This is a genomic window from Pseudomonas sp. TKO26 (assembly GCF_003225665.1).
In the GTDB taxonomy this organism is placed as follows: Bacteria; Pseudomonadota; Gammaproteobacteria; order Pseudomonadales; family Pseudomonadaceae; genus Aquipseudomonas; species Aquipseudomonas saponiphila.
The window spans coordinates 383,613-408,334 of record NZ_QKLN01000002.1 but is presented as its reverse complement, the minus strand read 5'-3'; the positions used below and the strand labels follow the sequence as shown (position 1 = coordinate 408,334).

At 63.6% G+C, this 24,722-nt stretch carries 17 protein-coding genes; 7 read left to right on the top strand and 10 right to left on the bottom strand.

The features are described from left to right. The first annotated feature begins 13 nt into the window (after positions 1 to 13). Complete coding sequence (ptsP, locus tag DNK59_RS05095) at positions 14 to 2,536, top strand: phosphoenolpyruvate--protein phosphotransferase (RefSeq protein ID WP_110722474.1); 2,523 nt, start codon at positions 14 to 16, stop codon at positions 2,534 to 2,536. A 22-nt stretch (positions 2,537 to 2,558) separates the two neighbouring features. Next, positions 2,559 to 4,262 (top strand): N-acetylglucosamine-specific PTS transporter subunit IIBC, encoded by a 1,704-nt coding sequence (gene nagE / locus DNK59_RS05090; protein WP_110722473.1) that lies wholly within the window; start codon positions 2,559 to 2,561, stop codon positions 4,260 to 4,262. 98 nt (positions 4,263 to 4,360) lie between these two features. Here nagE and DNK59_RS05085 read toward each other — a convergent pair whose 3' ends face one another. Further along, complete coding sequence (locus DNK59_RS05085; protein ID WP_092319864.1) at positions 4,361 to 4,672, bottom strand: YqfO family protein; 312 nt, start codon at positions 4,670 to 4,672, stop codon at positions 4,361 to 4,363. Between the two features lie 5 nt (positions 4,673 to 4,677). Continuing rightward, the gene (gene purL, locus DNK59_RS05080; protein WP_110722472.1) at positions 4,678 to 8,574 is read right to left on the bottom strand and encodes a phosphoribosylformylglycinamidine synthase; all 3,897 of its coding nucleotides are present in this window, start codon (positions 8,572 to 8,574) and stop codon (positions 4,678 to 4,680) included. A 287-nt stretch (positions 8,575 to 8,861) separates the two neighbouring features. Between purL and mltF the strand changes: the two genes are divergently transcribed. Further along, a complete protein-coding gene (gene mltF / locus DNK59_RS05075; RefSeq protein ID WP_092319860.1) occupies positions 8,862 to 10,322 on the top strand; it encodes a membrane-bound lytic murein transglycosylase MltF in 1,461 nt (486 codons plus the stop codon). Between the two features lie 68 nt (positions 10,323 to 10,390). On the opposite strand, the gene pdxJ is transcribed toward mltF, so the two are convergent. From pdxJ to lptF, 8 genes are all read right to left on the bottom strand, one after another. Further along, entirely contained in the window at positions 10,391 to 11,137 is a 747-nt protein-coding gene (pdxJ, locus tag DNK59_RS05070) for a pyridoxine 5'-phosphate synthase (RefSeq protein WP_060842554.1), read from the bottom strand. Between the two features lie 132 nt (positions 11,138 to 11,269). After that, positions 11,270 to 11,959 carry a DNA repair protein RecO gene (recO, locus tag DNK59_RS05065; RefSeq protein ID WP_110722471.1) on the bottom strand — a complete coding sequence of 230 codons (690 nt, stop codon included), beginning with the start codon at positions 11,957 to 11,959 and terminating at the stop codon, positions 11,270 to 11,272. Between the two features lie 117 nt (positions 11,960 to 12,076). Then, complete coding sequence (gene era / locus DNK59_RS05060; protein WP_019094760.1) at positions 12,077 to 12,979, bottom strand: GTPase Era; 903 nt, start codon at positions 12,977 to 12,979, stop codon at positions 12,077 to 12,079. Continuing rightward, positions 12,972 to 13,661 (bottom strand): ribonuclease III, encoded by a 690-nt coding sequence (gene rnc / locus DNK59_RS05055; RefSeq protein WP_011059421.1) that lies wholly within the window; start codon positions 13,659 to 13,661, stop codon positions 12,972 to 12,974. The genes era and rnc overlap by 8 nt, the downstream gene beginning before the upstream one ends. A gap of 215 nt (positions 13,662 to 13,876) precedes the next feature. Further along, complete coding sequence (gene lepB / locus DNK59_RS05050; RefSeq protein ID WP_060837668.1) at positions 13,877 to 14,731, bottom strand: signal peptidase I; 855 nt, start codon at positions 14,729 to 14,731, stop codon at positions 13,877 to 13,879. Positions 14,732 to 14,736: 5 nt separating this feature from the next. After that, on the bottom strand, positions 14,737 to 16,536 hold the full coding sequence (gene lepA, locus DNK59_RS05045) for a translation elongation factor 4 (RefSeq protein ID WP_092319856.1): 1,800 nt from the start codon (positions 16,534 to 16,536) through the stop codon (positions 14,737 to 14,739). Between the two features lie 168 nt (positions 16,537 to 16,704). Then, a complete protein-coding gene (lptG, locus tag DNK59_RS05040; RefSeq protein ID WP_092319854.1) occupies positions 16,705 to 17,766 on the bottom strand; it encodes an LPS export ABC transporter permease LptG in 1,062 nt (353 codons plus the stop codon). Further along, positions 17,759 to 18,877, bottom strand: a complete 1,119-nt coding sequence (gene lptF, locus DNK59_RS05035; RefSeq protein WP_110722470.1) for an LPS export ABC transporter permease LptF — start codon at positions 18,875 to 18,877, stop codon at positions 17,759 to 17,761. The genes lptG and lptF overlap by 8 nt, the downstream gene beginning before the upstream one ends. 306 nt (positions 18,878 to 19,183) lie before the next feature. Here lptF and DNK59_RS05030 point away from each other — a divergent pair, with 306 nt between their 5' ends. The 4 genes from DNK59_RS05030 to DNK59_RS05015 all read left to right on the top strand — a co-directional run bounded on the left by DNK59_RS05030 (position 19,184) and on the right by DNK59_RS05015 (position 24,622). Beyond that, positions 19,184 to 20,674, top strand: coding sequence for a leucyl aminopeptidase (locus tag DNK59_RS05030; RefSeq protein ID WP_110722469.1), 1,491 nt, complete (start codon positions 19,184 to 19,186; stop codon positions 20,672 to 20,674). A gap of 60 nt (positions 20,675 to 20,734) precedes the next feature. Continuing rightward, entirely contained in the window at positions 20,735 to 21,163 is a 429-nt protein-coding gene (locus tag DNK59_RS05025; RefSeq protein ID WP_092319848.1) for a DNA polymerase III subunit chi, read from the top strand. Between the two features lie 7 nt (positions 21,164 to 21,170). After that, positions 21,171 to 21,656: a DNA polymerase III subunit chi gene (locus DNK59_RS05020; RefSeq protein ID WP_110722468.1), complete on the top strand. Its 486-nt coding sequence runs from the start codon at positions 21,171 to 21,173 to the stop codon at positions 21,654 to 21,656. A gap of 119 nt (positions 21,657 to 21,775) precedes the next feature. Next, positions 21,776 to 24,622, top strand: a complete 2,847-nt coding sequence (locus tag DNK59_RS05015) for a valine--tRNA ligase (RefSeq protein ID WP_110722467.1) — start codon at positions 21,776 to 21,778, stop codon at positions 24,620 to 24,622. The last annotated feature ends 100 nt before the right edge of the window (positions 24,623 to 24,722 follow it).

Sequence of the window (24,722 nt, the reverse complement as noted above, 5' to 3'; positions counted from 1 at the left end):
TGAGTACTGCGCCATGCACAACAACAATAACGACCTGACGCTCAGTGCCCCCCTCAGCGGGCCTGTCCTGCCGCTGCACAGCGTCCCCGACCCGGTGTTCGCCAGTGGCGCCATGGGTGACGGGGTTGCCATCGACCCGCTCAACGACACGCTGCACGCGCCCTGCGCCGGGCAAGTGATACAGATCGCACGCACCGGTCACGCGGTGACGCTGCGGGCCGCCAACGGTGCCGAATGGCTGCTGCACCTGGGCCTGGACACCGTCGAACTGCAAGGCGAAGGCTTTGCCCTGCTGGTGGAACAAGGCCAGCAGGTCAGCGCCGGCCAGCCCCTGCTGCGGGTCGACCTGGACCATGTGGCGCAGCACTGCCGGAGCCTGATCAGCCTGATGATCCTGACCAACGGCGAACACTTCGACCTGCGTCACTTGAACCTGTCCTCGGTCAAGGTCGGCGAGCCGTTGCTGCATGTCAGCCGCCGCACGGATGCCCCCAGGCCCGAGCTTTCCCGGGCCGATTCCAGCGAACAGGCCAGCGCCCTGATCAGGGTCGCCCACCGCGGCGGGCTGCACGCTCGTCCAGCCGCGCTGGTGCGGCAGGCCGCGGCGGCATTCAACAGCCACTCACAGCTGACCTTCAACGACAAAAGCGCTCCCTGCACCAGCCTGATCGCCCTGATGGGCCTGGGCATCGGCGAACAGGATGAAGTACGGGTCAGTTGCCAGGGCGATGATTGCCAGGCCGCCTTGCAGGCGCTGCTCAAGACCCTCGGCAGCGCCCTGGCGGACGATGCCCACGCCCCTGCGCCGGCCGCGCTCCAAGTGCCGCGCCCGGCCAGCGAGGATGGCGTGTTGCAGGGTGTCTGCGCGGCACCCGGGCTGGTTTGCGGCCCCCTGGTGCGCCTCAGCGCCATGGAGCTGCCCGAGGACAGCGGCCAGCATCAACCCGAGTCACAACGCCTGGCGCTGAGCACGGCCCTGGAGCAAGTGCGCGGGGACATCCTGCGCACCCTGGAACAGGCCCGGCAACGCCGGGATCAGCAGGAACAGGACATCTTCAACGCCCATCTGGGATTGCTGGAAGACCCGACCCTGCTGGACGCCGCCGACGCAGCCATCGCCCTGGGACGCGCCGCCACCCATGCCTGGAGCGCAGCGATTGCCGAGCAGTGCCAGATACTGCAACAACTGGGCAATCCGCTTTTGGCCGAGCGCGCCAACGACCTGCGGGACCTGCAACAACGGGTGCTGCGGGCCTTGCTCGGCGAAGCCTGGCAATACCAACTGCCCCCGGGGGCCCTGGTCGCCACCCAGGAGCTGACCCCGTCCGACCTGCTGCAACTGAGCGCCCAGGGCGTGGGCGGCCTGTGCATGGCCGCCGGCGGCGCCACCTCCCACGTGGCCATCCTCGCCCGCAGCAAGGGCCTGCCGTGTGTGGTGGCCCTGGGCCCGGAGCTGCTTGAACTGGACCACCTCCCGGCAGTGGTGCTCGACGCCGATGGCGCGCGCCTGGAACTGGCACCGGATCCGCAACGCATCGCCCAGGTGCAAGAGGCCGTTGCGGCCCGCAGACAGCGCCGCGAGCAGCAACGCCAGCAAGCCCGTGACCCGGCCCTGACCCGGGACGGCCAGCCGATCGAGGTGGCGGCCAACGTCGCCTCCAGCGCCGAAGCCCGGGACGCGCACCAGGGGGGCGCCGATGGCGTCGGCCTGCTGCGTACCGAGTTCCTGTTCGTCGATCGGCAGACCGCCCCGGATGAAGCCGAACAACGCCAGGCCTATCAGGCAGTACTGGACGCCATGGGCGACAAGCCGGTGATCATCCGCACCATCGATGTCGGCGGCGACAAGCAACTGGATTACCTGCCATTGCCGGTGGAAGCCAACCCGGTGCTGGGCCTGCGCGGCATCCGCCTGGCTCAGGCAAGGCCGGAACTGCTGGACCAGCAATTGCGCGCGCTGCTACAGGTCAGCCCGGTGCAACGCTGCCGGGTGATGCTGCCGATGGTCACCGAAGTGGCCGAGTTGCTGCACATCCGTCAGCGCCTGAATCAGCTCGCCACCGAACTGGGCCTGACCCAGCAGCCGGAGCTGGGGGTGATGATCGAAGTGCCGGCCGCGGCGCTGATGGCCGAGCACCTGGCGAAGCACGCCGACTTCCTGTCCATCGGCACCAACGACCTGTCCCAGTACACCCTGGCCATGGACCGTGATCATGCCGGACTGGCGGCACGGGTCGACGCTCTGCACCCGGCCCTGCTGCGCCTGATCGCCCAGACCTGCAGCGGCGCCGAGCGCCATGGACGCTGGGTCGGGGTTTGCGGCGCCCTGGCTTCCGATCCACTGGCCACCCCAGTGCTGATCGGCCTGGGCGTGCGCGAACTGTCGGTGAGCCCGCCGCAGGTGGGGGAAATCAAGGACCGGGTGCGCCAGCTGGATGCCGCCGAATGCCGCCGGCTGAGCCAGCCGCTGCTCGACCTCCCGGGTGCCGTCGCGGTGCGAGAAGCCTGCGCCCGGCACTGGCCTCTGAACCCATAACAAGAACTCCAGGAGAGACGCCATGTACCAGTACTTCATCGAGGGCCTGCAACGCCTCGGCCGCGCCCTGATGCTGCCCATCGCCATCCTGCCGATCGCCGGCCTGCTGCTGCGCCTGGGCGACACCGACCTGCTGAACATCGCCATCATCCACGATGCCGGGCAATCGATCTTCGGCAACCTGGCGCTGATCTTCGCCATCGGCATCGCCGTGGGGTTTGCCAAAGACAACAACGGCACCGCCGGGCTGGCCGGGGCCATCGGCTACCTGGTAATGATCTCGACCCTCAAGGTGCTGGACGCCAGCATCAACATGGGCATGCTCGCCGGGATCATCAGTGGCCTGATGGCCGGTGCGCTGTACAACCGCTTCAAGGACATCAAGCTGCCGGAATACCTGGCGTTCTTCGGCGGCCGGCGCTTCGTGCCCATCGCCACCGGCTTCAGCGCCGTGGGCCTGGGGCTGGCGTTCGGCCTGATCTGGCCGCCGATCCAGCATGGCATCAACAGCTTCGGCCAGTTGCTGCTGGAAAGCGGCAGCTTCGGCGCCTTCGTCTTCGGCGTGTTCAACCGCCTGCTGATCGTCACCGGCCTGCACCACATCCTCAACAACATGGCCTGGTTCATCTTTGGCAGCTTCACCGACCCGAGCACCGGCGCCGTGGTCACCGGCGACCTGACCCGCTACTTCGCCGGGGACCCGAAAGGCGGCCAGTTCATGACCGGGATGTTCCCGATGATGCTGTTCGGCCTGCCCGCCGCCTGCCTGGCGATGTACCGCAACACCCTGCCGGAACGGCGCAAGGTGATGGGCGGGATCTTCCTGTCCATGGCCCTGACCTCGTTCCTCACCGGGGTCACCGAACCCATCGAATTCGCCTTCATGTTCCTCGCCCCGCTGCTGTATCTGGTGCACGCGCTGCTCACCGGCCTGGCCATGGCCCTGACCAACCTGCTGAACATCCACCTGGGGTTCACCTTCTCCGGCGGCGCCATCGACATGGCCCTGGGCTGGGGACGTTCCACCAATGGCTGGAAAGTGTTTCCGGTGGGGCTGCTGTACGCGGTGGTGTACTACCTGGTGTTCGACTTCTGTATCCGCCGCTTCAACCTCAAGACCCCGGGGCGCGAAGACAGTCCGTCCGGGGACAAGAGCGAACTCAATGCCGATCAACGCGCCGCCGCCTATATCAAGGCCCTGGGCGGTGCGGCCAACCTGATCACGGTCGGCGCTTGCACCACGCGCCTGCGCCTGGAGCTGGCGGACCGCAACCTGGCCACTGATGCCGAATTGAAAGCCCTGGGCGCCCTGGCCGTGGTGCGCCCCGGCAAGGGCGGCAGCTTGCAGGTGGTGGTGGGACCGATGGCCGACAATATCGCCGACCAGATTCGCCTGGCGCTGCCGGCGGCCCAGGTCGCGGCACCAGCGGCAGCTGTCGAGGCGCCCCAGTCGATTGAAGTCTCCACCCAGGAAGCCCAGCAGTGGCTCAATGCCCTGGGCGGTCGGGACAATCTGTTGCAGGCCGATTGCGTCGCCCTGACCCGGTTGCGGGTGCAACTGAGCGATAGCCGCAGCCTCTCGGAGTCGGCACTCAATGTCCTGGGCTGCCAGGGAACCCGGCGGCTGGAGGGGGATGTCTGGCATGTATTGATCGGCGAGAAGGCCGGGGGCTTGCAGGCTGCTCTGCAAGCGCTGCTGCACAAGAAAGTGGGGGCGAGAGTCTGAAGACGCCTTCGCCGGCAAGTCGGCTCCTGCAGGCGAAGGTCCACAAAAAAACCCGCTGACCGTCTCCGGTGCAGCGGGCTTTTTATCGGTGGATAACCTCAGAACGCTTCGAGGCGCCAGACTTCATAAGCCGGCGTCTCGTAAGGGTGGCTCTGCTTGAGGGCCGCCACCGCATGGGCGATCAGTTCATCGGCCACCACCAGCTCGACTTTCCATTCCTCCACCTGCTCGACCTGGCCGGTCTGCCCGAGAAACGGCTGACTGCCGTCCAACGGGCGAAACTGGCCCTGGCCAAGCACCTGCCAGGCGCATTGGTCATAGGCGCCGATACGTCCGCCACCGGCGGCGAATACGGCGCTCTTGACCTGCTCCACATGGCTGGGAGGCACGAAGAAGCTGAGCTTGTACATCAGCCTCAGTTCACCCAGGCACGCGCGTTGCGGAACATGCGCATCCACGCCGCGTCTTCGTTCCAGTCGTCCGGACGCCAGGAGTTCTGCACGGCACGGAACACCCGCTCAGGGTGCGGCATCATGATGGTGACGCGACCGTCGCGGCTGGTCAGGCCGGTGATCCCGCGCGGCGAGCCGTTCGGGTTGGCCGGGTAACGCTCGGTGACCTTGCCGTGGTTGTCGACGAAACGCAGGGCCACGCAGCCAGACAGATCGGCTTCCAGCAGGGCTTCTTCACTTTCGAATTCCGCATGGCCTTCACCGTGGGCGATGGCGATCGGCATCCGCGAACCGGCCATGCCCTGCAGGAAGATCGAGTTCGACTCCTGGACCTGGACCATGGCCACACGGGCTTCGAACTGCTCGGAACGGTTGCGCACGAAGTGCGGCCAGTATTCGCTGCCCGGGATCAGCTCGTGCAGGTTGGACATCATCTGGCAACCGTTGCACACACCCAGGGTGAAGCTGTCGGTCCGCTCGAAGAAGCCCTGGAAGGCATCCCGCGCGCGGCTGTTGAACAGCGCCGACTTGGCCCAGCCTTCACCGGCGCCCAGTACGTCGCCGTAGGAGAAGCCGCCGCAGGCAACCATGCCCTTGAAGTCGTTGAGGTCGACACGACCGGCGAGGATGTCGCTCATGTGCACGTCGATGGCGTTGAAGCCGGCGCGGTCGAAAGCCGCGGCCATTTCCACCTGGCCATTGACGCCCTGCTCACGCAGCACCGCCACCTGGGGACGCACGCCCTTCTTGATGTAAGGCGCGGCGATGTCCTGGTTGACGTCGAAGCCCAGCTTGACGCTCAGGCCCGGGTTGTCTTCTTCCAGCAGGACGTCGAATTCCTGTTCGGCGCAATCGGCGTTGTCCCGCAGGCGCTGGATCTGGTAGCTGGTTTCTGCCCACTGACGCTGCAGCAGGCGGCGCTGGCCGGTGAATACGCTTTCGCCGTTGTAGGAGATGGTCACTTCACCGTTGTTGATCGGCTGACCGATCACCGCCACGCAGTCGCCCAGGCCGGCAGCGCTGAACTGGGCCAGCACGTCCGGGGTCGCGTCCTGACGCACCTGGATCACCGCACCCAGTTCTTCGTTGAACAGGATGGCGGCGATTTCCGCGGCGTTCTCCGCCACGGCGTCGAGGGTCAGGTTCAGGCCGCAGTGACCGGCGAAAGCCATTTCCACGGCGGTAACCAGCAGGCCACCATCGGAACGGTCGTGGTAGGCCAGCAGGTGGCCGTCGGCGTTGAGGCCCTGGATCACCGCGAAGAAGGCTTTCAGGTCTTCGGCGTCATCGACGTCCGGAGCCTGCTTGCCGAGCTTGCCGTGGGTCTGGGCGAGGATCGAGGCGCCCATGCGGTTCTGTCCACGACCGAGATCGATCAGGATCAGGTCGGTGGTGCCCTTGTCCATGCGCAGTTGCGGGGTCAGGGTCTGGCGGATGTCCGTCACCGGTGCAAAGCCGGTGACGATCAGCGACAGCGGCGAGGTGACGCTCTTGTCCACGCCCTCTTCATTCCAGCGAGTGGCCATGGACATGGAGTCCTTGCCCACCGGGATGGTGATGCCCAGCTCGGGGCACAGTTCCATGCCCACAGCCTTGACCGTGTCGTACAGACGCGCGTCTTCGCCCGGGTGGCCGGCGGCCGACATCCAGTTGGCGGAGAGCTTGATGTCGCTGATCTTGTTGATCCGCGAGGCCGCGATGTTGGTCAGGGTTTCGCCGATCGCCATGCGCCCGGACGCCGGGGCATCCAGCAGGGCCAGCGGCGTGCGCTCGCCCATGGCCATGGCTTCACCGGTGTAGACGTCGAAGCTGGTGGCGGTCACGGCCACGTCGGCCACCGGCACCTGCCATGGACCGACCATCTGGTCACGCGCCACGAGGCCGGTGATGGTGCGGTCGCCGATGGTGATCAGGAAGCTCTTGCTGGCCACGGCCGGGTGGTGCAGGACGCGCTCGATGCTCTCGGCGATGTCCAGGGTGCTTGGATCGAAATCGTCACCCAGCTCGGCTTCCCGCACGGCCGAACGGTGCATGCGCGGGGCCTTGCCCAGCAGCACTTCCAGGGGCATGTCCACCGGGCTGTTGCCGAAGTGGCTGTCGGTCACGGTCAGTTGCGGCTCGGCGGTGGCTTCGCCGACCACCGCGAACGGGCAGCGCTCGCGCTCGCAGATGGCCTTGAAGCGTTCGAAATCCGCCGCGCCCACTGCCAGGACATAACGCTCCTGGGATTCGTTGGACCAGATTTCGTGCGGGGCCATGCCCGGCTCGTCGTTGGGAATGTTACGCAGTTCGAAGCGACCGCCACGGCCGCCATCGTTGACCAGTTCCGGGAAGGCGTTGGACAGGCCGCCGGCGCCGACGTCGTGGATGAAGCTGATGGGGTTGTTGTCCCCCAGCTGCCAGCAACGGTCGATGACTTCCTGGCAACGGCGTTCCATCTCGGGGTTTTCACGCTGTACCGAGGCAAAGTCCAGGTCCGCCGAGCTGGTGCCGGTGGCCATGGAGGAAGCAGCGCCGCCGCCCAGGCCGATGAGCATCGCCGGGCCGCCGAGGACGATCAGCTTGGAGCCGACGGTGATCTCGCCTTTCTGTACGTGCTCGTCACGGATGTTGCCCATGCCGCCCGCCAGCATGATCGGCTTGTGGTAACCACGAACTTCATCGCCACGGGGGGTGTTGATGGACTGTTCGAAGGTACGGAAGTAACCGGTCAGGGCCGGACGGCCGAATTCGTTGTTGAACGCGGCGCCGCCCAACGGGCCTTCGATCATGATGTCGAGGGCGTTGACGATGCGCTCGGGCTTGCCGTAAGGCACTTCCCACGGCTGTTCGAAGCCCGGGATCTGCAGGTTGGACACGGTGAAGCCGGTGAGGCCGGCTTTCGGCTTGGCGCCACGGCCGGTGGCGCCCTCGTCGCGGATCTCGCCGCCGGAACCGGTGGAAGCCCCCGGGAACGGCGCGATGGCGGTCGGGTGGTTGTGGGTCTCGACCTTCATCAGAATGTGCACCGGCTCCTGCACCGCGCCGTACTGGCGGGTTTCAGGGTTCGGGTAGAAGCGCCCGGCAACGGAACCGACGATCACCGCGGCGTTGTCCTTGTAGGCCGACAACACACCTTCGCTGTGCATCTGATAGGTGTTCTTGATCATGCCGAACAGGCTTTTTTCCTGGCTCTGGCCGTCGATGTCCCAACTGGCGTTGAAGATCTTGTGGCGGCAGTGCTCGGAGTTGGCCTGGGCGAACATCATCAGTTCGATGTCGTGGGGATTACGCTTGAGGCCCTGGAAGGCGTTCATCAGGTAATCGATTTCGTCTTCGGCCAGGGCCAGGCCCAGTTCGCTGTTGGCTTTTTCCAGCGCGGCACGGCCGCCGCCGAGGATGTCGATGGCGGTCAGCGGCTTGGGTTCGGCGTGGCTGAACAGACCGGCGGCCTGCTCCAGGTTGGCCACCACGATCTGGGTCATGCGGTCATGCAGGGCATCGGCAATCGCCTGGGCGTCGGCGTCGCTGAACTCACCGGTCACGTAAAAAGCGATACCGCGCTCCAGGCGCTGGACTTTGGCCAGGCCACAGTTACGGGCGATGTCGCTGGCCTTGCTCGACCAGGGCGAGATGGTGCCGAAACGCGGCAAGACCAGGAACAGACGGCCGCTCGGCTCTTGTACCGGAACGCTGGGGCCGTACTTCAGAAGGCGCGCAAGCACCTGCTGTTCGTCGCCGGTCAGGACGCCGGTGACTTCGGCGAAGTGAGCGAATTCAGCATACAAGCCACTGACAGCTGGAACCTTCTGGCTCAGTTGTTCAAGGAGTTTGCTGTGGCGAAAGGCAGAAAGGGCAGGAGCGCCGCGCAGGATCAACATCTTCGGGACAGCCTCGGGAAGGGGGTGTGCTTTGAGGCCGTGCATTCTAACGTAAACCGTTGGCATCGGCACTCGAAACCCAACCCCGGGTGGCGCCCGGACGTCGGCCCGGCCCCGGTGCCCTATAACAAAGGCTCATCAGGGTCATTGCCGCGGGTTATTTTAATCGTCACATTGACCATCGAAGCCCCATTCCTGAGGCCTCCAGCCCAGGCCGTCGCTGGCTAGCAGACAAGCCCTTCGCTGTCGAGATATGGCGGCCGTTATCCTTTGCGTATACTGCGCCAATGTTTTCCCCTATGGCTTTACGTCCGCGCTGCGCCAAGTGGCTCATCGTAACCGGACTCTTCCTGATGCTCGGCGCCTGCGTTGAAAAACCCAGCACCCTTGAGCGTGTAAAGGAGGATGGTGTGCTGCGGGTGATCACCCGTAACAGCCCTGCCACCTACTTTCAGGACCGCAACGGCGAAACCGGCTTCGAATACGAGCTGGTGAAGCGCTTTGCCGACGATCTGGGCGTGGAGCTGAAGATCGAAACCGCCGACAACCTCGACGACCTGTACAACCAGTTGGGCCAGCCCAAAGGCCCGGTGCTGGCTGCCGCCGGCCTGGTGAGCAGCGAGCAGCGCAAGCAGCAGGTGCGGTTTTCCCATCCTTACCTGGAAGTCACCCCGCAGATCATCTATCGCAATGGCCAGTCCCGCCCTACCAGCGCGCAAAACCTGGTGGGCAAGCACATCATGGTGCTCAAGGGCAGCAGCCACGCCGAACAACTGGCACAACTCAAGCTCAAGTACCCCGGCATCGAGTACGAAGAGTCGGACGCCGTCGAGGTCGTCGACCTGCTGCGCATGGTGGACGAAGGCCAGATCGACCTGACCCTGGTGGACTCCAACGAACTGGCGATGAACCAGGTGTACTTCCCCAATGTGCGGGTCGCCTTCGACCTGGGGGACGCCCGCAGCCAGAGCTGGGCGGTAGCCGCCGGCGACGACAACAGCCTGCTCAACGAAATCAACGGCTTCCTCGACAAGGTGGAGAAGAACGGCACCCTGCAACGCCTCAAGGACCGCTATTACGGCCATGTGGACGTGCTCGGCTATGTCGGCGCCTACACCTTCGCCCAACACCTGCAGCAGCGCCTGCCCAAGTACGAGAAGCACTTCAAGAATTCGGCCAAGCAGGAGAAGCTCGACTGGCGCCTGCTGGCGGCGGTGGGCTACCAGGAGTCCATGTGGCAGGCCGAGGTCACCTCCAAGACCGGGGTGCGCGGGCTGATGATGCTGACCCAGAACACCGCCCAGGCCATGGGCGTGTCCAACCGCCTGGACCCCAAGCAGAGCATCAGTGGCGGGGCCAAGTACCTGGCCTATATCAAGGAACAGCTGGACGACAAGATCGAGGAACCGGATCGCACCTGGTTCGCCCTCGCCGCCTACAACGTCGGCACCGGCCACCTGGACGACGCCCGCAAGCTGGCGGAAAGGGAAGGCCTGAACCCGAACAAATGGCTGGATGTGAAGAAGATGCTGCCACGGCTGTCGCAGAAGCAGTGGTACAGCAAGACCCGCTATGGCTACGCCCGGGGCGGCGAGCCGGTGCACTTCGTCGCCAACATCCGGCGCTACTACGACATCCTGACCTGGGTGACCCAGCCGCAGTTGGAAGGCGATCAGGTCGCCGAGGGCAACCTGCACGTGCCCGGGGTCAACAAGACCAAGCCGCCGGAAGACAATCCGCCGCTCTAAGAGCCTTCCTTCGCCGGCAAGCCGGCTCCTACAGAGGTTGCAGGAATCAGCTTGCCGGCGAAGAGCACTCAGGCCTTGGCGGCAGCCGCCAGGATCAGCGCTTTCATCTCGGCTACCGCCCCCTTGAAACCGACGAACAGGGCATGCGCCACCAGGGCATGGCCGATGTTCAGCTCATTGATGCCCTTGATCGCTGCCACCGCTTCAACGTTGTGGTAATGCAGGCCGTGGCCGGCATTGACGATCAGTCCCTGGGCCAGGCCCACGGCAACCCCGTCGACGATGCGCTGCAGCTCGTCGGCCACTTCGCTTGGCGTCTGGGCATCGGCATAACGCCCTGTGTGCAGCTCGATGGCCGGCGCGCCAACGCGTTTGGAGGCCTCGATCTGACGCTCGTCGGCGTCGATGAACAGCGACACTTCGGAACCGATTTTCGACAAGCGCTCCACCGCCGCCTTGATCCGTGCTTCCTGCCCGGCCACGTCAAGACCGCCTTCGGTGGTCAGCTCCTGACGGGTTTCCGGCACCAGGCAGATATGCGCCGGGCGAATGCGCTCGGCAAACGCCATCATCTCTTCGGTGACGCCCATCTCGAAGTTCATGCGGGTCTGCAGCACGTCCTTGAGCAGCAGCACGTCGCGTTCCTGAATGTGCCGGCGGTCTTCGCGCAGGTGCACGGTGATGCCGTCGGCACCCGCCTCTTCCGCATCCAGAGCGGCCTTGACCGGGTCAGGGTAACGAGTGCCGCGGGCCTGACGCAGGGTGGCAACGTGATCGATGTTCACGCCGAGAAGAATGCGATTGCTGGTGGTCACGGAAGCGCTCCTGGATAAATGAAAATTCGGCGCACAGCATACGGGGAGAACAGGGTCCGTTGCCATTTGCGCGAACGCAGAATGAGCGCTGCAAGTGGCCGGTCACCGCCGACGGATGAGCGGCAAGTGCGCCTAGGGCTTGCGAAACAGCTCGCGACTGACCAGGGGCCGCCCGCCCAGGTGCACGGCCAGGGCCTGGCGCATCAGGCGCTTGGCCGCCGACAAGGCACCGGGAGCGCTCCAGTCGGCCTCGGCCATGGCCAACAGCTCGATGCCATTGAACAGGCCCGGTTGCAGCAGGAAGACCTGCTCCAGTCCGGCATCCACCTGCAGGCGATACAGACAATCGGCAACGATGGGCGCGCCATGGATATCGCGGTCCAGGGCAAAGCCATAGCCCAGGTCGTCCAGCAGCCGCCATTCGAACGCCCGCAGCAGGGGCTCCAGGGGCCGACCTTCGGCCAGGGCCAGCAACGTGGCGGCATAGTGGTCGAACACCGCCGGATGCGGATCTTCCGCCGGCAGCAGGCGGATCAGCAACTCATTCAGGTACAGGCCACTGAACAAGGCTTCGCCATTGAGCCAGGCGGCGATGCCGGCACTTTCCATGCGCCCGACGTTCTTCAACTCGCCGCGACCGCGAAACTCGACTTCCAGAGGCACGAAGGGGCGTGCCAGGGTACCGGCCTTGCCCCGGGCATTGCGCAATACGGCGCGCAGGCGGCCTTGAGGGGTGAGGAAATCCACCAGGGCGCTGCTTTCACGGTAGGCGCGGCTGTGCAGGACGTAGGCGAGCTGGCCGACTGGGGCGTTGCTGGACATGGTTGCGGGGGATCTCAGGGGCAGAGAGGGAACCGGGTCCGGAGAAGGAGGTGAAGCTGTTCGCCGGCAAGCCGGCTCCTACAGGGTGTTGCAGGAGCCGGCTTGCCGGCGAAAGGTTCAGAGGTCGCCGTAGCCCAGGGAGCGCAAGGCGCGCTCGTCGTCGGACCAGCCGCCCTTGACCTTGACCCAGAGGTTGAGCATGACCTTGGAGTCGAACAGCAGCTCCATGTCCTTGCGCGCTTCCATGCCGATGCGCTTGATCCGCTCACCCTTGTCGCCAATGATGATTTTCTTCTGCCCATCGCGCTCGACGAGGATCAAGGCATGAATGTGCAGGGTCTTGCCCTGCTGCTTGAACTCTTCGATTTCCACGGTGATCTGGTACGGCAGCTCGGCACCCAGCTGGCGCATGATCTTCTCGCGTACCAGTTCGGCAGCCAGGAAGCGACTGCTGCGATCGGTGATCTGGTCTTCCGGGAAGAAGTGGTCGTTCTCCGGCAGGTGCTTGGCGATCAGGCCTTCCAGGGCTTCGAGGTTATGCCCCTGCTGGGCGGAAACCGGCACGATCTCGGCGTTCGGCAGTTGCTCCTGCAGCCAGGTCAGGTGCGGCATCAGCTCGGCCTTGTCCTCAATGCGATCGGTCTTGTTGATCGCCAGGATCACCGGCCCCTGAACGTACTGCACACGCTCCAGCACCAGTTGGTCCTCATCGGTCCACTTGGTGCGGTCGACCACGAAGATTACCACATCGACGTCTTTCAAGGCCGCCGAAGCGGTCTTGTTCATGTAGCGGTTCAGCGCCTTCTCGTTGCTCTTGTGCATGCCGGGGGTGTCGACGTAGATCGCCTGGATGGCGCCTTCGGTCTTGATCCCGAGCATGTTGTGGCGAGTGGTCTGAGGCTTGCGCGAGGTGATCGCCAGCTTCTGGCCGAGGATGTGGTTGAGCAGCGTCGACTTGCCCACGTTGGGGCGGCCGACGATGGCGACATAGCCACAGCGTGTTGCGGTTGAATCAGTCATGGCCATTCTCCACGCCCAGGGCAATCAGTGCTGCGGCGGCCGCTACCTGTTCGGCAATGCGACGGCTCACACCCTGACCTCGGCTTTTTTCATTCAATAAGGTGACTTCACATTCAACGAAGAATGTCCGGCAGTGCGGTTCGCCCTGGATATCCACCACTTCATAGCGCGGCAGTTCGCAGGCACGGGACTGGAGGAACTCCTGCAGCCGGGTCTTGGGGTCCTTGTTGGTGTCCACCAGGGTCAGGCTCTCGAACTCCGAGGCCAGCCAGGACAGCACGCGATCGCGGGCGGTTTCCATGCCGGCGTCCAGGTAGATCGCACCAATCAGGGCTTCCAGGGCATCGGCCAGGATCGATTCGCGACGGAAACCGCCACTCTTCAATTCGCCGGAGCCCAGGCGCAGGTATTCGCCCAGGTCGAAGCCGCGAGCCAGTACCGCCAGGGTTTCACCCTTCACCAGGCGCGCGCGCAAACGCGACAGCTGGCCTTCGCGGGCCTGCGGGAAACGCTCGAACAACGCCTCGCCGGCGACGAAGTTGAGAATGGCGTCACCGAGAAACTCCAGGCGCTCGTTGTTGCGTCCGGCAAAGCTGCGGTGAGTGAGAGCCAGGAGCATCAGTTCCTGGTCCTTGAAGGAATAGCCGAGCTGACGCTCGAGACGGCTCAAAGAAACGCTCACGGTTTACCCACACTGATTTCGTTGCCGAAACTCGCCATCCTAGGGGCCGCGCACGAAGTGCGGGTGGCAATTAACGCTGTGTTCAAATCCACATCCTGAATATCGTTGACTGCATGCTTCTGGCGATAAGGCTGTTACGGATGACCCGAAGGCACGCCGTTTTATACAAGAGCCAGAAAAGCATTCGGCGCTGTGTTCAACAGCGCCGTGTGTGATTACTTGATCAGGCCAACCCGCGAGAAATTCGGCAGGTGGCTGAGTTTCGGTTCGGGCCAGCTCATCCAGACTGCGAAGGCCTTGCCGACGATATTCTTGTCGGGAACCATGCCCAGCAGGTCTTTGGGAATACTCGGATCGTCCCAGTAGCGACTGTCGTTGGAGTTGTCGCGGTTGTCGCCCATCATGAAGTAGTGCCCGGCGGGAACCACCCAACGACCGTCCGGAGTGGCCCGATAGCGGCTCATTTCCTTGCGGATCAAGTGTTCGGCGGCACCGAGTTTCTCCTTGTACAGCTCAGCACTGCCCAGGGTGCCGGGCTCAGCGCCGACCAACTGCTCTGCCACCGGCTGGCCGTTGACGAACAGATGCTTGTCGCTGGTGTAGCGCACTTCATCCCCCGGCAGGCCCACTACACGCTTGATGTAGTTGACGTTGGGGTCGCTTGGGTAGCGGAACACCATCACATCGCCGCGTTGCGGATCACCGATCTCGATGACTTTCTTGTCGATCACCGGCAAGCGGATCCCGTAGGAAAACTTGTTCACCAGGATGAAGTCGCCCACATCCAGGGTCGGCTTCATCGAGCCCGACGGAATCTGGAACGGTTCCACCAGGAACGAACGCAGCACCAGGACAATGAACAACACCGGAAAGAACGACTTGCCGTATTCAACCAGCAGCGGTTCCTTGTTCAGCTTCTCGACCACCAGCCCATCCGGCTGGCTGACGCTGCCCTGATAGTTGGCGATGGCCGCGCGTCGACGCGGTGCGAGAAACACCAGGTCGAGCAACGCCAAGAAACCGCATACGAAGACAGCGATGACCAGCAACAGCGGGAAATTTAGTGACATAGGACCTAACTATCCAACCTGAGCACGGCAAGGAAGGCTTCCTGTGGAATTTCCACGTTGCCCACTTGCTTCATGCGTTTCTTACCGGCCTTCTGCTTTTCCAACAGCTTGCGCTTACGGCTGACGTCGCCGCCGTAGCATTTGGCCAGTACGTTCTTTCTGAGGGCCTTGACGGTTGTCCGCGCCACAATCTGCCCGCCGATGGCGGCCTGGATTGCCACGTCAAACATCTGTCGAGGAATCAGATCTTTCATCTTCTCGGTCAACGCACGCCCTTTGTAGTGGGCGTTGTCACGGTGCACGATCAATGCCAGGGCATCGACCTTGTCGCCGTTGATCAATACATCCAGCTTGACCAGATTAGCTGACTGGTAGCGATCGAAGTGGTAATCCAGCGATGCATAGCCACGGCTGGTGGACTTCAGGCGATCGAAGAAATCCAGTACCACTTCGTTCATCGGCAGATCGTAGGTCACCTGGACCTGGCTGCCCAGGAACAGCATGTCATGCTGCACACCGCGTTTCTCGATGCACAGGGTTATGACGTTGCCCAGGTGCTCTTGCGGCACAAGGATATTGGCCCGCACGATCGGCTCGCGCATGTCTTCGATCGACGACAGGTCCGGAAGCTTGGACGGGTTGTCGACATAGATGGTTTCGCCGGTCTTGAGCAGCAGCTCGAAGATCACCGTCGGCGCGGTGGTGATCAGGTCCAGGTCGTATTCGCGCTCCAGGCGCTCCTGGATGATCTCCATGTGCAGCATGCCGAGGAACCCGCAACGGAAGCCGAAGCCCAGGGCGTCGGAGCTTTCCGGGGTGTACTGCAGCGACGAGTCGTTGAGGGTGAGCTTCTGCAACGCTTCGCGGAAATCCTCGAAGTCATCGGAGCTGACCGGGAACAGGCCGGCATAGACCTGCGGCTGGATGCGCTTGAAGCCCGGCAGCACTTCCACGTCCGGGGTCGAACTCAAGGTCAGGGTGTCACCCACCGGTGCCCCGTGAATGTCCTTGATACCGGCGATGATGAAGCCCACTTCACCGGCCTTGAGGTCGGCAGTGGCGGTGTGTTTCGGGTTGAATACACCGACGCTGTCCACCAGGTGGATCTTGCCGGTGGATTTCACCAGGATCTTGTCGCCTTTCTTCACCCGGCCGTGACGCACACGCACCAGGGACACGACGCCCAGGTAGTTGTCGAACCAGGAGTCGATGATCAGCGCTTGCAGCGGGTCTTCGATATTGCCGGTCGGCGCCGGAATGGTGGCCACCAGGCGCTCGAGCACCTCGTCCACGCCCAGGCCGGTCTTGGCGCTGCAGGTCACGGCGTCGGTGGCATCGATACCGATGATCTTCTCGATCTCTTCCTTGACCCGCTCCGGATCGGCCTGTGGCAGGTCGATCTTGTTCAGCACCGGCATCACTTCCAGGCCCTGTTCGATGGCGGTGTAGCAGTTGGCTACCGACTGGGCTTCAACGCCCTGGCCGGCATCCACCACCAGCAGCGCGCCTTCACAGGCCGCCAGGGAGCGACTGACTTCATAGGTGAAGTCCACGTGGCCCGGGGTATCGATGAAGTTCAGCTGGTAGGTAATGCCATCGCGGGCTTTGTAATAGAGGGTGACACTGTGGGCCTTGATGGTGATCCCGCGCTCACGTTCAAGATCCATGGAGTCCAGAACCTGGGCTTCCATTTCGCGATCGGCCAGGCCGCCGCACATCTGGATGAAGCGATCGGCCAGAGTCGACTTGCCATGGTCAATGTGGGCGATGATGGAGAAATTGCGGATATGACTCAAATCACTCACGGATGAACACTCAAAAAGGCTGCAGGCATGGCCCGCCGAAAAATAGCCGGGAATTGTACCTGATACTCGGCACGAGCGTCACGCTCGCCTGTCAGCGTTTGTCAAATGCAAAAACGCCCCGATCCAAGGACCGGGGCGTTGCGCTTGAAACCTGGCAGAACCGCGAAATCAACCGGCCCGGCGCAGCAGCCAGAAGCCGGCAATGGCGCAGATGCCTGCCGGCACCAGCACTGCAAACAGCGGCGAGAAGCCAAAAACCAGGCTCGAAGGCCCCAGCAGGTCCTGGGCGATGCGGAATGTGAACCCCACCAGCACACCGGTGAACACGCGCTGACCGAGGGTCACCGAACGCAGCGGGCCGAAGATGAAGGAAATCGCCATCAAGACCAGGGCCGCCGTCACCAGGGGCTGCAGGACCTTGACCCAGAACGCCAGCCAGTAGCGACCGTTGTTCAGCCCCTGGTCCGCCAGGTAATGGATATAGCCCCACAGACCGCTGATCGACAGCGACTCCGGCGCCATCACCACAGTGCTCAGCAGCTGTGGGCTCAGGGCCACGTCCCAACGCTCGTCGGGCACGCTGATGACTTCGGTGTGCCCTTCACGGAAATAGGTGGTGGTGACATCCGTCAACTGCCAGTAGTTCTCGTGGAAGCGCGCCTGGCGGGCGAAGCTCGACGACAGCATGTGGTGATTGTCATCGAAGTGGTAGCGAGTCACGCCATACAGCAAGCCATTGGGTTGCACGGCGTTGATGTGGATGAACTCCTCGCCCTGACGGTGCCACAGGCCGTGCTTGGAGCTCTGGGCATCGCCGGAACCCTGTGCCAGGGCGCGACTGGCCTGGGCCTGAGTCTCGGTGGCCGGCGCTACATACTCGCCCACCAGCACACCCACCAGCATCAGCACCAGCATGGGCTTCATGACCGCCCAGACGATACGACCGACGGAAACACCGGCGGCGCGCATGATGGTCAGTTCGCTGTTGCTGGCCAAAGAGCCCAGGCCGATCAGACAGCCGATCAGAGCCGCCATCGGCAGCATCTCGTAGACCCGGCGCGGAGCGGTGAGGACGACGTAGCTCATCACGTCCATCACGGTGTAGGTATCGCTGACGCTGCCCATCTCATCGATGAAGGCAAACAGCGAGGCCAGCCCGAGGATGATTCCCAGGACCGCGAGAATGGCCATGAACACACTGCTACCGATGTAGCGATCGAGCTTAACCACGAGCCATCTCCTTCATGCTGCGACGACTCGCCATTTTCAACCGCATCGGTTCCCAGTACATCAAGCCCAGGCCAATGGCCAGGAACAGCAGGTGGACCCACCACAGCCCCAGGACAGGCGAGATCTTGCCTTTCTCCAGGGCACCGCGCACCGCGATCAGGATGGTCAGGTACGCCATGTACAGCAGAATGGCCGGGATCAGCTTGAGGAAGCGGCCCTGGCGTGGATTGACCCGGGACAGCGGCACCGCCATCAGGGTCACGATAAATACCAGCAACGGCAGGGACAGGCGCCATTGCAGTTCGGCACGGGCCCGCAGGTCGTCCTTGCCGATCAGGTCGCGGGTCGGCATGGCATCGCGATCGGTGACCTCGTCACTGACATCCGGACGCTGCAGCAGCACGCCATAGGTGTCGTACTTGATCACCCGATAGTTGGCCTCGCCCGGGTTGCCGTCATAGCGGTAGCCGTTTTCCAGGATCAGGTAGCGATTGCCGTCGGGCCGGATGTCCTGATGGCCCTTCTCGGCCACCAGCACCGAGATGCCCTGGTCCTTCTTTTCCTGATTCAGGCGTTTCTCGGAGATGAACACCCCGGAAAGATTGGTCCGGTCTTCCGACAACTGCTCGGTGTAAGTCACTCGGCTGCCGTCGTTGAGCGCCTGAAAGCGTCCGGCCACCAGGGTGTCGAACTCGGTCAGGGCATCCTGTTTGTTCAGCAGCAACTGGAACTGGTTGGCCCCCTGCGGCGCCAGGCTCAGACTCAGCCACGCCACCACCAGCGCCACCAGGGCGGCCGGAATCATGGTCATGCCCAGCAGGCGCTGCTGGCTCATGCCGGTCGCGGACAACACGGTCATCTCGCTTTCGAGATAAAGCCGGCCATAAGCCAGAAGAATGCCGAGGAACAGCCCCAGAGGCAGGATCAGTTGCAGGAAGCCCGGCAGACGAAAACCCATGATCAGGAACAGCGAGCCCGGGTCCAGAGCGCCCGAGGCGGCTTGAGCGAGGAACTTGACGAAGCGCCCGCTCATGATGATGACCAGCAGCACCGCACTTACGGCACTCAGGGTCAGCAGGATTTCGCGGGATAGATAACGAAAGACGATCAAACCAGACACTCCAGGGTTGTCAGGCTAAGGCGGCCGAACAAGCAAACGTATCGAGCCGGCCCCAAAATGCAGGGCCGCCGAAAAAGATGGCGCATTATCCTGTGATTGCGCGCGCCTGTCACGGAGGATGCTCTTGCGGCGCTCTGAAGCGGCGAACTTGGCCGATACGAGGGTTGTCAGCCGCGACCGGCGAGGTTCAAACTGGCGGCTTTGTCGTCGCCAGCAGGCGACGCCTTCTTCTATATAGATAAGCCCCGCGCCGGAGTCTTTCCTGCGCTCTTAGACCATTCATTCAGGGACCCGGACATGGAACTGGTTGTAAAAAGCGTTAGCCCGGAAACGTTGAAGACCGCCACCCTGGTGGTCGCCATCGGCGAAGACCGCAAGCTCGGCAGCGTCGCCCAGCAACTCGACGAACTCAGCGGCGGCGCCATCAGCGCCGTGCTCAAGCGCGGCGACCTGGCCGGCAAGGTCGGTCAGAGCCTGCTGCTGCACGGCGTAGCCAAGCTCAAGGCCGAACGCGTGCTGCTGGTCGGCACCGGCAAGGATGGCGAACTGGGCGACCGCTCGTTCCGCAAGATCATCAGTGGCGTACTGAGCACGCTCAAGGGCCTGGGCGGCAGCGACGCCGCGCTGGCTCTGGACGAAGTCGTGGTCAAGGGCCGCGACAGCTACGGCAAGACCCGCCTGCTGGCGGAAACCCTGGTGGACGGTGGCTATGTCTTCGACCGCTACAAGAGCCAGAAGGCCGAACCTCGCGCTCTGAAGAAAATCACCCTGCTGACCATCAAGGCCGCCGAGGCACAAGTCCAGCGTGGCGTGACCCACGCCCAGGCCATCGCCAAGGGCATGGCCTTCACTCGCGACCTGGGCAACCTGCCGCCGAACGTCTGCCACCCGACCTTCCTCGGCGAACAAGCCAAGGCCCTGGGTAAAGAATTCAAGGGCCTGAAAGTCGAAGTCCTCGACGAGAAGAAGATCAAGGAACTGGGCATGGGCTCGTTCTATGCCGTGGGCCAGGGCAGCGACCAGCCACCACGCCTGATCGTCATGCAGTACAACGGCGGCAAGAAGTCCGAGAAGCCGTTTGCCCTGGTGGGCAAGGGCATCACCTTCGACACCGGCGGCATCAGCCTCAAGCCCGGCGCCGGCATGGATGAGATGAAATACGACATGGGCGGTGCCGCCAGCGTGTTCGGCACCCTGCGTGCGGTGCTGGAGCTCAAGCTGCCGATCAACCTGGTGTGCATCCTCGCCTGCGCCGAGAACATGCCCAGCGGCGGTGCTTCCCGTCCTGGCGACATCGTCACCACCATGAGCGGCCAGACCGTGGAAATCCTCAACACCGACGCCGAAGGCCGTCTGGTGCTGTGTGACGCCCTGACCTACGCCGAACGCTTCAAGCCTCAGGCCGTGATCGACATCGCCACCCTCACCGGTGCCTGCATCGTGGCCCTGGGCGCCCACACTTCGGGCCTGCTGGGCAACAACGACGAACTGATCGAGCAACTGCTCAGCGCCGGCCGGCAAGCCGACGACCGTGCCTGGCAACTGCCGCTGTTCGACGAGTACCAGGAGCAGTTGGACAGCCCGTTCGCCGACATCGCCAACATCGGCGGACCCAAGGCCGGCACCATCACCGCCGCCTGCTTCCTGTCGCGCTTCACCAAGAACCTGAACTGGGCGCACCTGGATATCGCCGGCACCGCCTGGACCAGCGGCGGCAAGGACAAGGGCGCCACCGGCCGTCCCGTGCCCCTGCTGACCCAATACCTGCTGGACCGCGCCAAAGCCTGAAAACCATGACCGCGGAGGGTGCCGCTTGAAGGCGGCGCCCTCTCCGGCTCAGGAACCCCAATGACCAAAGTCGACTTTTATATCCTTCCCAGCGCGGACCCTGCGGCGCGCCTGGATTTTGCCTGCAAGCTCACCGACAAGGCCTGGCGCATGGGCCATCGCATCTACCTGCATTGCAGCGATGCCGCACAACGGGATGAACTCGATGCCCGCCTGTGGCGCTTCAAGGGCGAAACCTTCGTTCCCCACGGCCCGGCGGAAAGCCAACCCGAAGGCTTGATCGTGCTTGGCCTGGGCCAGGACCCCGGCGAACACAACGACCTGCTGGTGAACCTGGACCTGAAAGTACCGGCCTTCGCCCCGCGTTTTGCCCGAATTGCCGAGGTCGTGGTGGAAGACCCGACTATTCGTCAGGCTGCCCGCGAGAGTTTCCGTTTCTATCGCGAACAGGGCTATCCTCTGCAAGATCACCGTTTACAGCGACTCTGAGCACCCGATGGACACTCCCAACCCGCTGCAAAAGCCCGCGCATCTGCTGGACGACCTCGAGTCGATCCGCAAACTGCTCGGTGATGACAACCTGCAACCACCGCTGCTGACCGAAACCGTGAGCAGTGAAGTGCAAATCCCCCTGCTGTTCGACATGGTAGGCAGCCAGCAACCGGCCACAACCGAAACCGCCCCGGCAGCGCCAGCCAAACCGCAACCTGCGCCGGCCCCGGCTCAAGTCGCAGCACCCGCACCCACCCCTGCTCCGCCCCCAGCTCCCGCGTCAACGCCGGCAGCCAAACCCGCAGCCGCAGCCGCCAGCAACAGCGCCGACGCCCTGCTGCATCTGGACACCGAGTTGCGCGCCGCCGCGCAATTGATCATGCAAGACGTGATCGACGACTTCGCCCCGCACATCGAAACCGAGATCAAGCGCCGCCTCGACGCCCGCCTGGAACGCCTGCTCGCAGCAGCCACCAACGGCAAACCATAAGCCACACGCAAAAGCCGGGCATGGCCATCTTGTCGCTTGTCGCTTGTGGCTTGCTGCTGCCCCCCTCCGCTATACTTCCCGGCTTTTCCTGAATAAATGCCAATAGGGTCCCGCCGCGCATGGATAAGACCTACCAGCCGCACGCCATTGAAACTTCCTGGTACCAGACCTGGGAGTCCGAGAACTACTTCGCCCCGCAAGGCGCGGGCGACTCCTACACCATCATGATCCCGCCGCCGAACGTCACCGGCAGCCTGCACATGGGCCACGGCTTCAACAACGCGATCATGGACGCCCTGATCCGCTTCCGCCGCATGCAGGGTCGCAACACCCTCTGGCAGCCGGGCACCGACCACGCCGGTATCGCCACGCAGATGCTGGTGGAGCGCCAGATCGAAGCCCAAGGCCAGAATCGTCACGACCTGGGCCGGGAAAAATTCCTCGAAAAAGTCTGGGAATGGAAGGATCAGTCCGGGGGCAACATCAGCCGCCAGATCCGCCGCCTGGGCTCCTCCGTGGACTGGAGCCGCGAGCGCTTCACCATGGACGACGGCCTGTCGGAAGCGGTCAAGGAAGCCTTCGTGCGCCTGCACGAAGACGGCCTGATCTACCGCGGCAAGCGCCTGGTGAACTGGGATACCAAGCTGCACACGGCGATTTCCGATCTGGAAGTGGAAAACCACGACGAGAAAGGCTTCCTGTGGAACCTCAAGTACCCACTGGCCGACGGCGCCAAGACCGCTGAAGGCAACGACTACCTGATCGTCGCCACCACCCGTCCGGAAACCATGCTCGGCGACTCGGCCGTCGCGGTGAACCCCGAAGACGAGCGTTACAAGGCCCTGATCGGCAAGTTCGTCGAACTGCCGCTGGTCGGCCGCCGCATCCCGATCATCGCCGACGACTACTGCGATCCTGAATTCGGCACCGGCTGCGTGAAGATCACCCCGGCCCACGATTTCAACGACTACGAAGTCGGCAAGCGCCACAACCTGCCGCTGCTCAACATCTTCGACAAGAACGCCGCCGTGTTGCCGGCCTGCCAGGTGTTCAACCTGGACGGCAGCCTCAACGAAACCATCGACGGCAAGATCCCGGCCGAATACGTCGGCCTTGACCGCTTCGAAGCGCGCAAGCAGATCGTCGCCGCCTTCGACGCCGCCGGCCTGCTGGTCAGCGTCGACGACCACGCCCTGAAAGTGCCGAAGGGCGACCGCTCCGGTACCGTCATCGAGCCGTGGCTCACCGACCAGTGGTACGTCTCCACCAAGCCCCTGGCAGAACCTGCCATCGCCGCCGTGGAAGACGGCCGCATCGCCTTCGTGCCCAAGCAGTACGAGAACATGTACTTCTCCTGGATGCGCGACATCCAGGACTGGTGCATCAGCCGCCAGCTGTGGTGGGGCCACCGGATTCCGGCCTGGTACGACGAATCCGGCAAGGTCTATGTCGGCCGCGACGAAGCACAAGTGCGCGCCAAGCACAACCTCGGTCCGGACGTTGCCCTGCAGCAGGACAACGACGTGCTCGACACCTGGTTCAGCTCGGGCCTGTGGACCTTCTCCACCCTGGGCTGGCCGGAGCAGACCGAGTTCCTCAAGACCTTCCACCCGACCGACGTACTGGTCACCGGCTTCGACATCATTTTCTTCTGGGTCGCCCGGATGATCATGCTCACCATGCACCTGGTGAAAAACGAAGACGGCACGCCGCAGGTTCCGTTCAAGACCGTGTACGTGCACGGCCTGGTCCGCGACGGCCAGGGCCAGAAGATGTCCAAGTCCAAGGGCAACGTCCTCGACCCGCTGGACATCATCGACGGCATCGACCTCGAAACCCTGGTGCAGAAGCGCACCACCGGCCTGATGCAGCCAAAACTGCAGAAAGCCATCGAGAAGCAGACCCGCGCCGAATTCGCCGACGGCATCGCCAGCTACGGCACCGACGCCCTGCGCTTCACCTTCTGCTCCCTGGCCACCACCGGCCGCGACATCAAGTTCGACATGGGCCGCGTCGAGGGCTACCGCAACTTCTGCAACAAGATCTGGAACGCCGCGCGCTACGTGCTGGACAAGGGCGAGGACTGCGGCCAGAACGGCGAGGCCTACGAGCTGTCCCTGGCGGACCGCTGGATCATCTCGCAACTGCAGCGCACCGAAGCCGAAGTCACCCGCCAGCTCGACCAGTTCCGTTTCGACCTGGCCGCCCAGGCCCTGTACGAGTTCATCTGGAACCAGTACTGCGACTGGTACCTGGAGCTGTCCAAGCCGGTGCTGTGGGACGAAAACTCGCCGGTCGAACGCCAGCGCGGCACCCGCCGCACCCTGGTGCGGGTACTGGAAGTGGCCCTGCGCCTGGCGCATCCGTTCATGCCATTCATCACCGAAGAGATCTGGCAGCGCCTGGCGCCGCTGGCGGGCGCGGAAGGCAAGACCATCATGCTGCAACCCTGGCCGGTGGCTAACGAAGCCCGCATCGACCAGGCCGCCGAAGACGACATCGAATGGCTCAAGGGCCTGATGCTCGGCACACGCAACATTCGCGCGGAAATGAACATCGGTCCGGGCAAGCCCCTGGCCCTGTTCCTGAAGAACGCCGGTGCCGAAGACCAGCGTCGCCTGACCGAGAACGAAGCCTTGCTGAAGAAGCTGGCCAAGCTCGAATCCATCACCGTACTGGGCGCCGGCGACGAAGCGCCGCTGTCCGCCACCGCCCTGGTGGGCGAGATGGAAGTACTGGTGCCAATGGCCGGCCTGATCGACAAGGGTGCGGAGCTGGCCCGCCTGGACAAGGAAATCCAGCGCCTGCAAGGCGAAGTGCAGCGGGTGGGCGGCAAGCTGTCCAACGCCTCCTTCGTCGACAAGGCGCCAGCGGAAGTGATCGAGAAGGAACGCGCCAAACTGGCCGAGGCCGAACAGGCCCTGGGCAAGCTGGCGGAACAGCACGCACGGATTTCCAGCCTGTAACGGCGATTCGCGCGATGTGAAAGAGGGAGGCCGGCAACGGCCTCCCTTTTTTATGCGCGTTGTCTCATGCGCCAAGGAGGTACGCGTCCATCACTTGTCG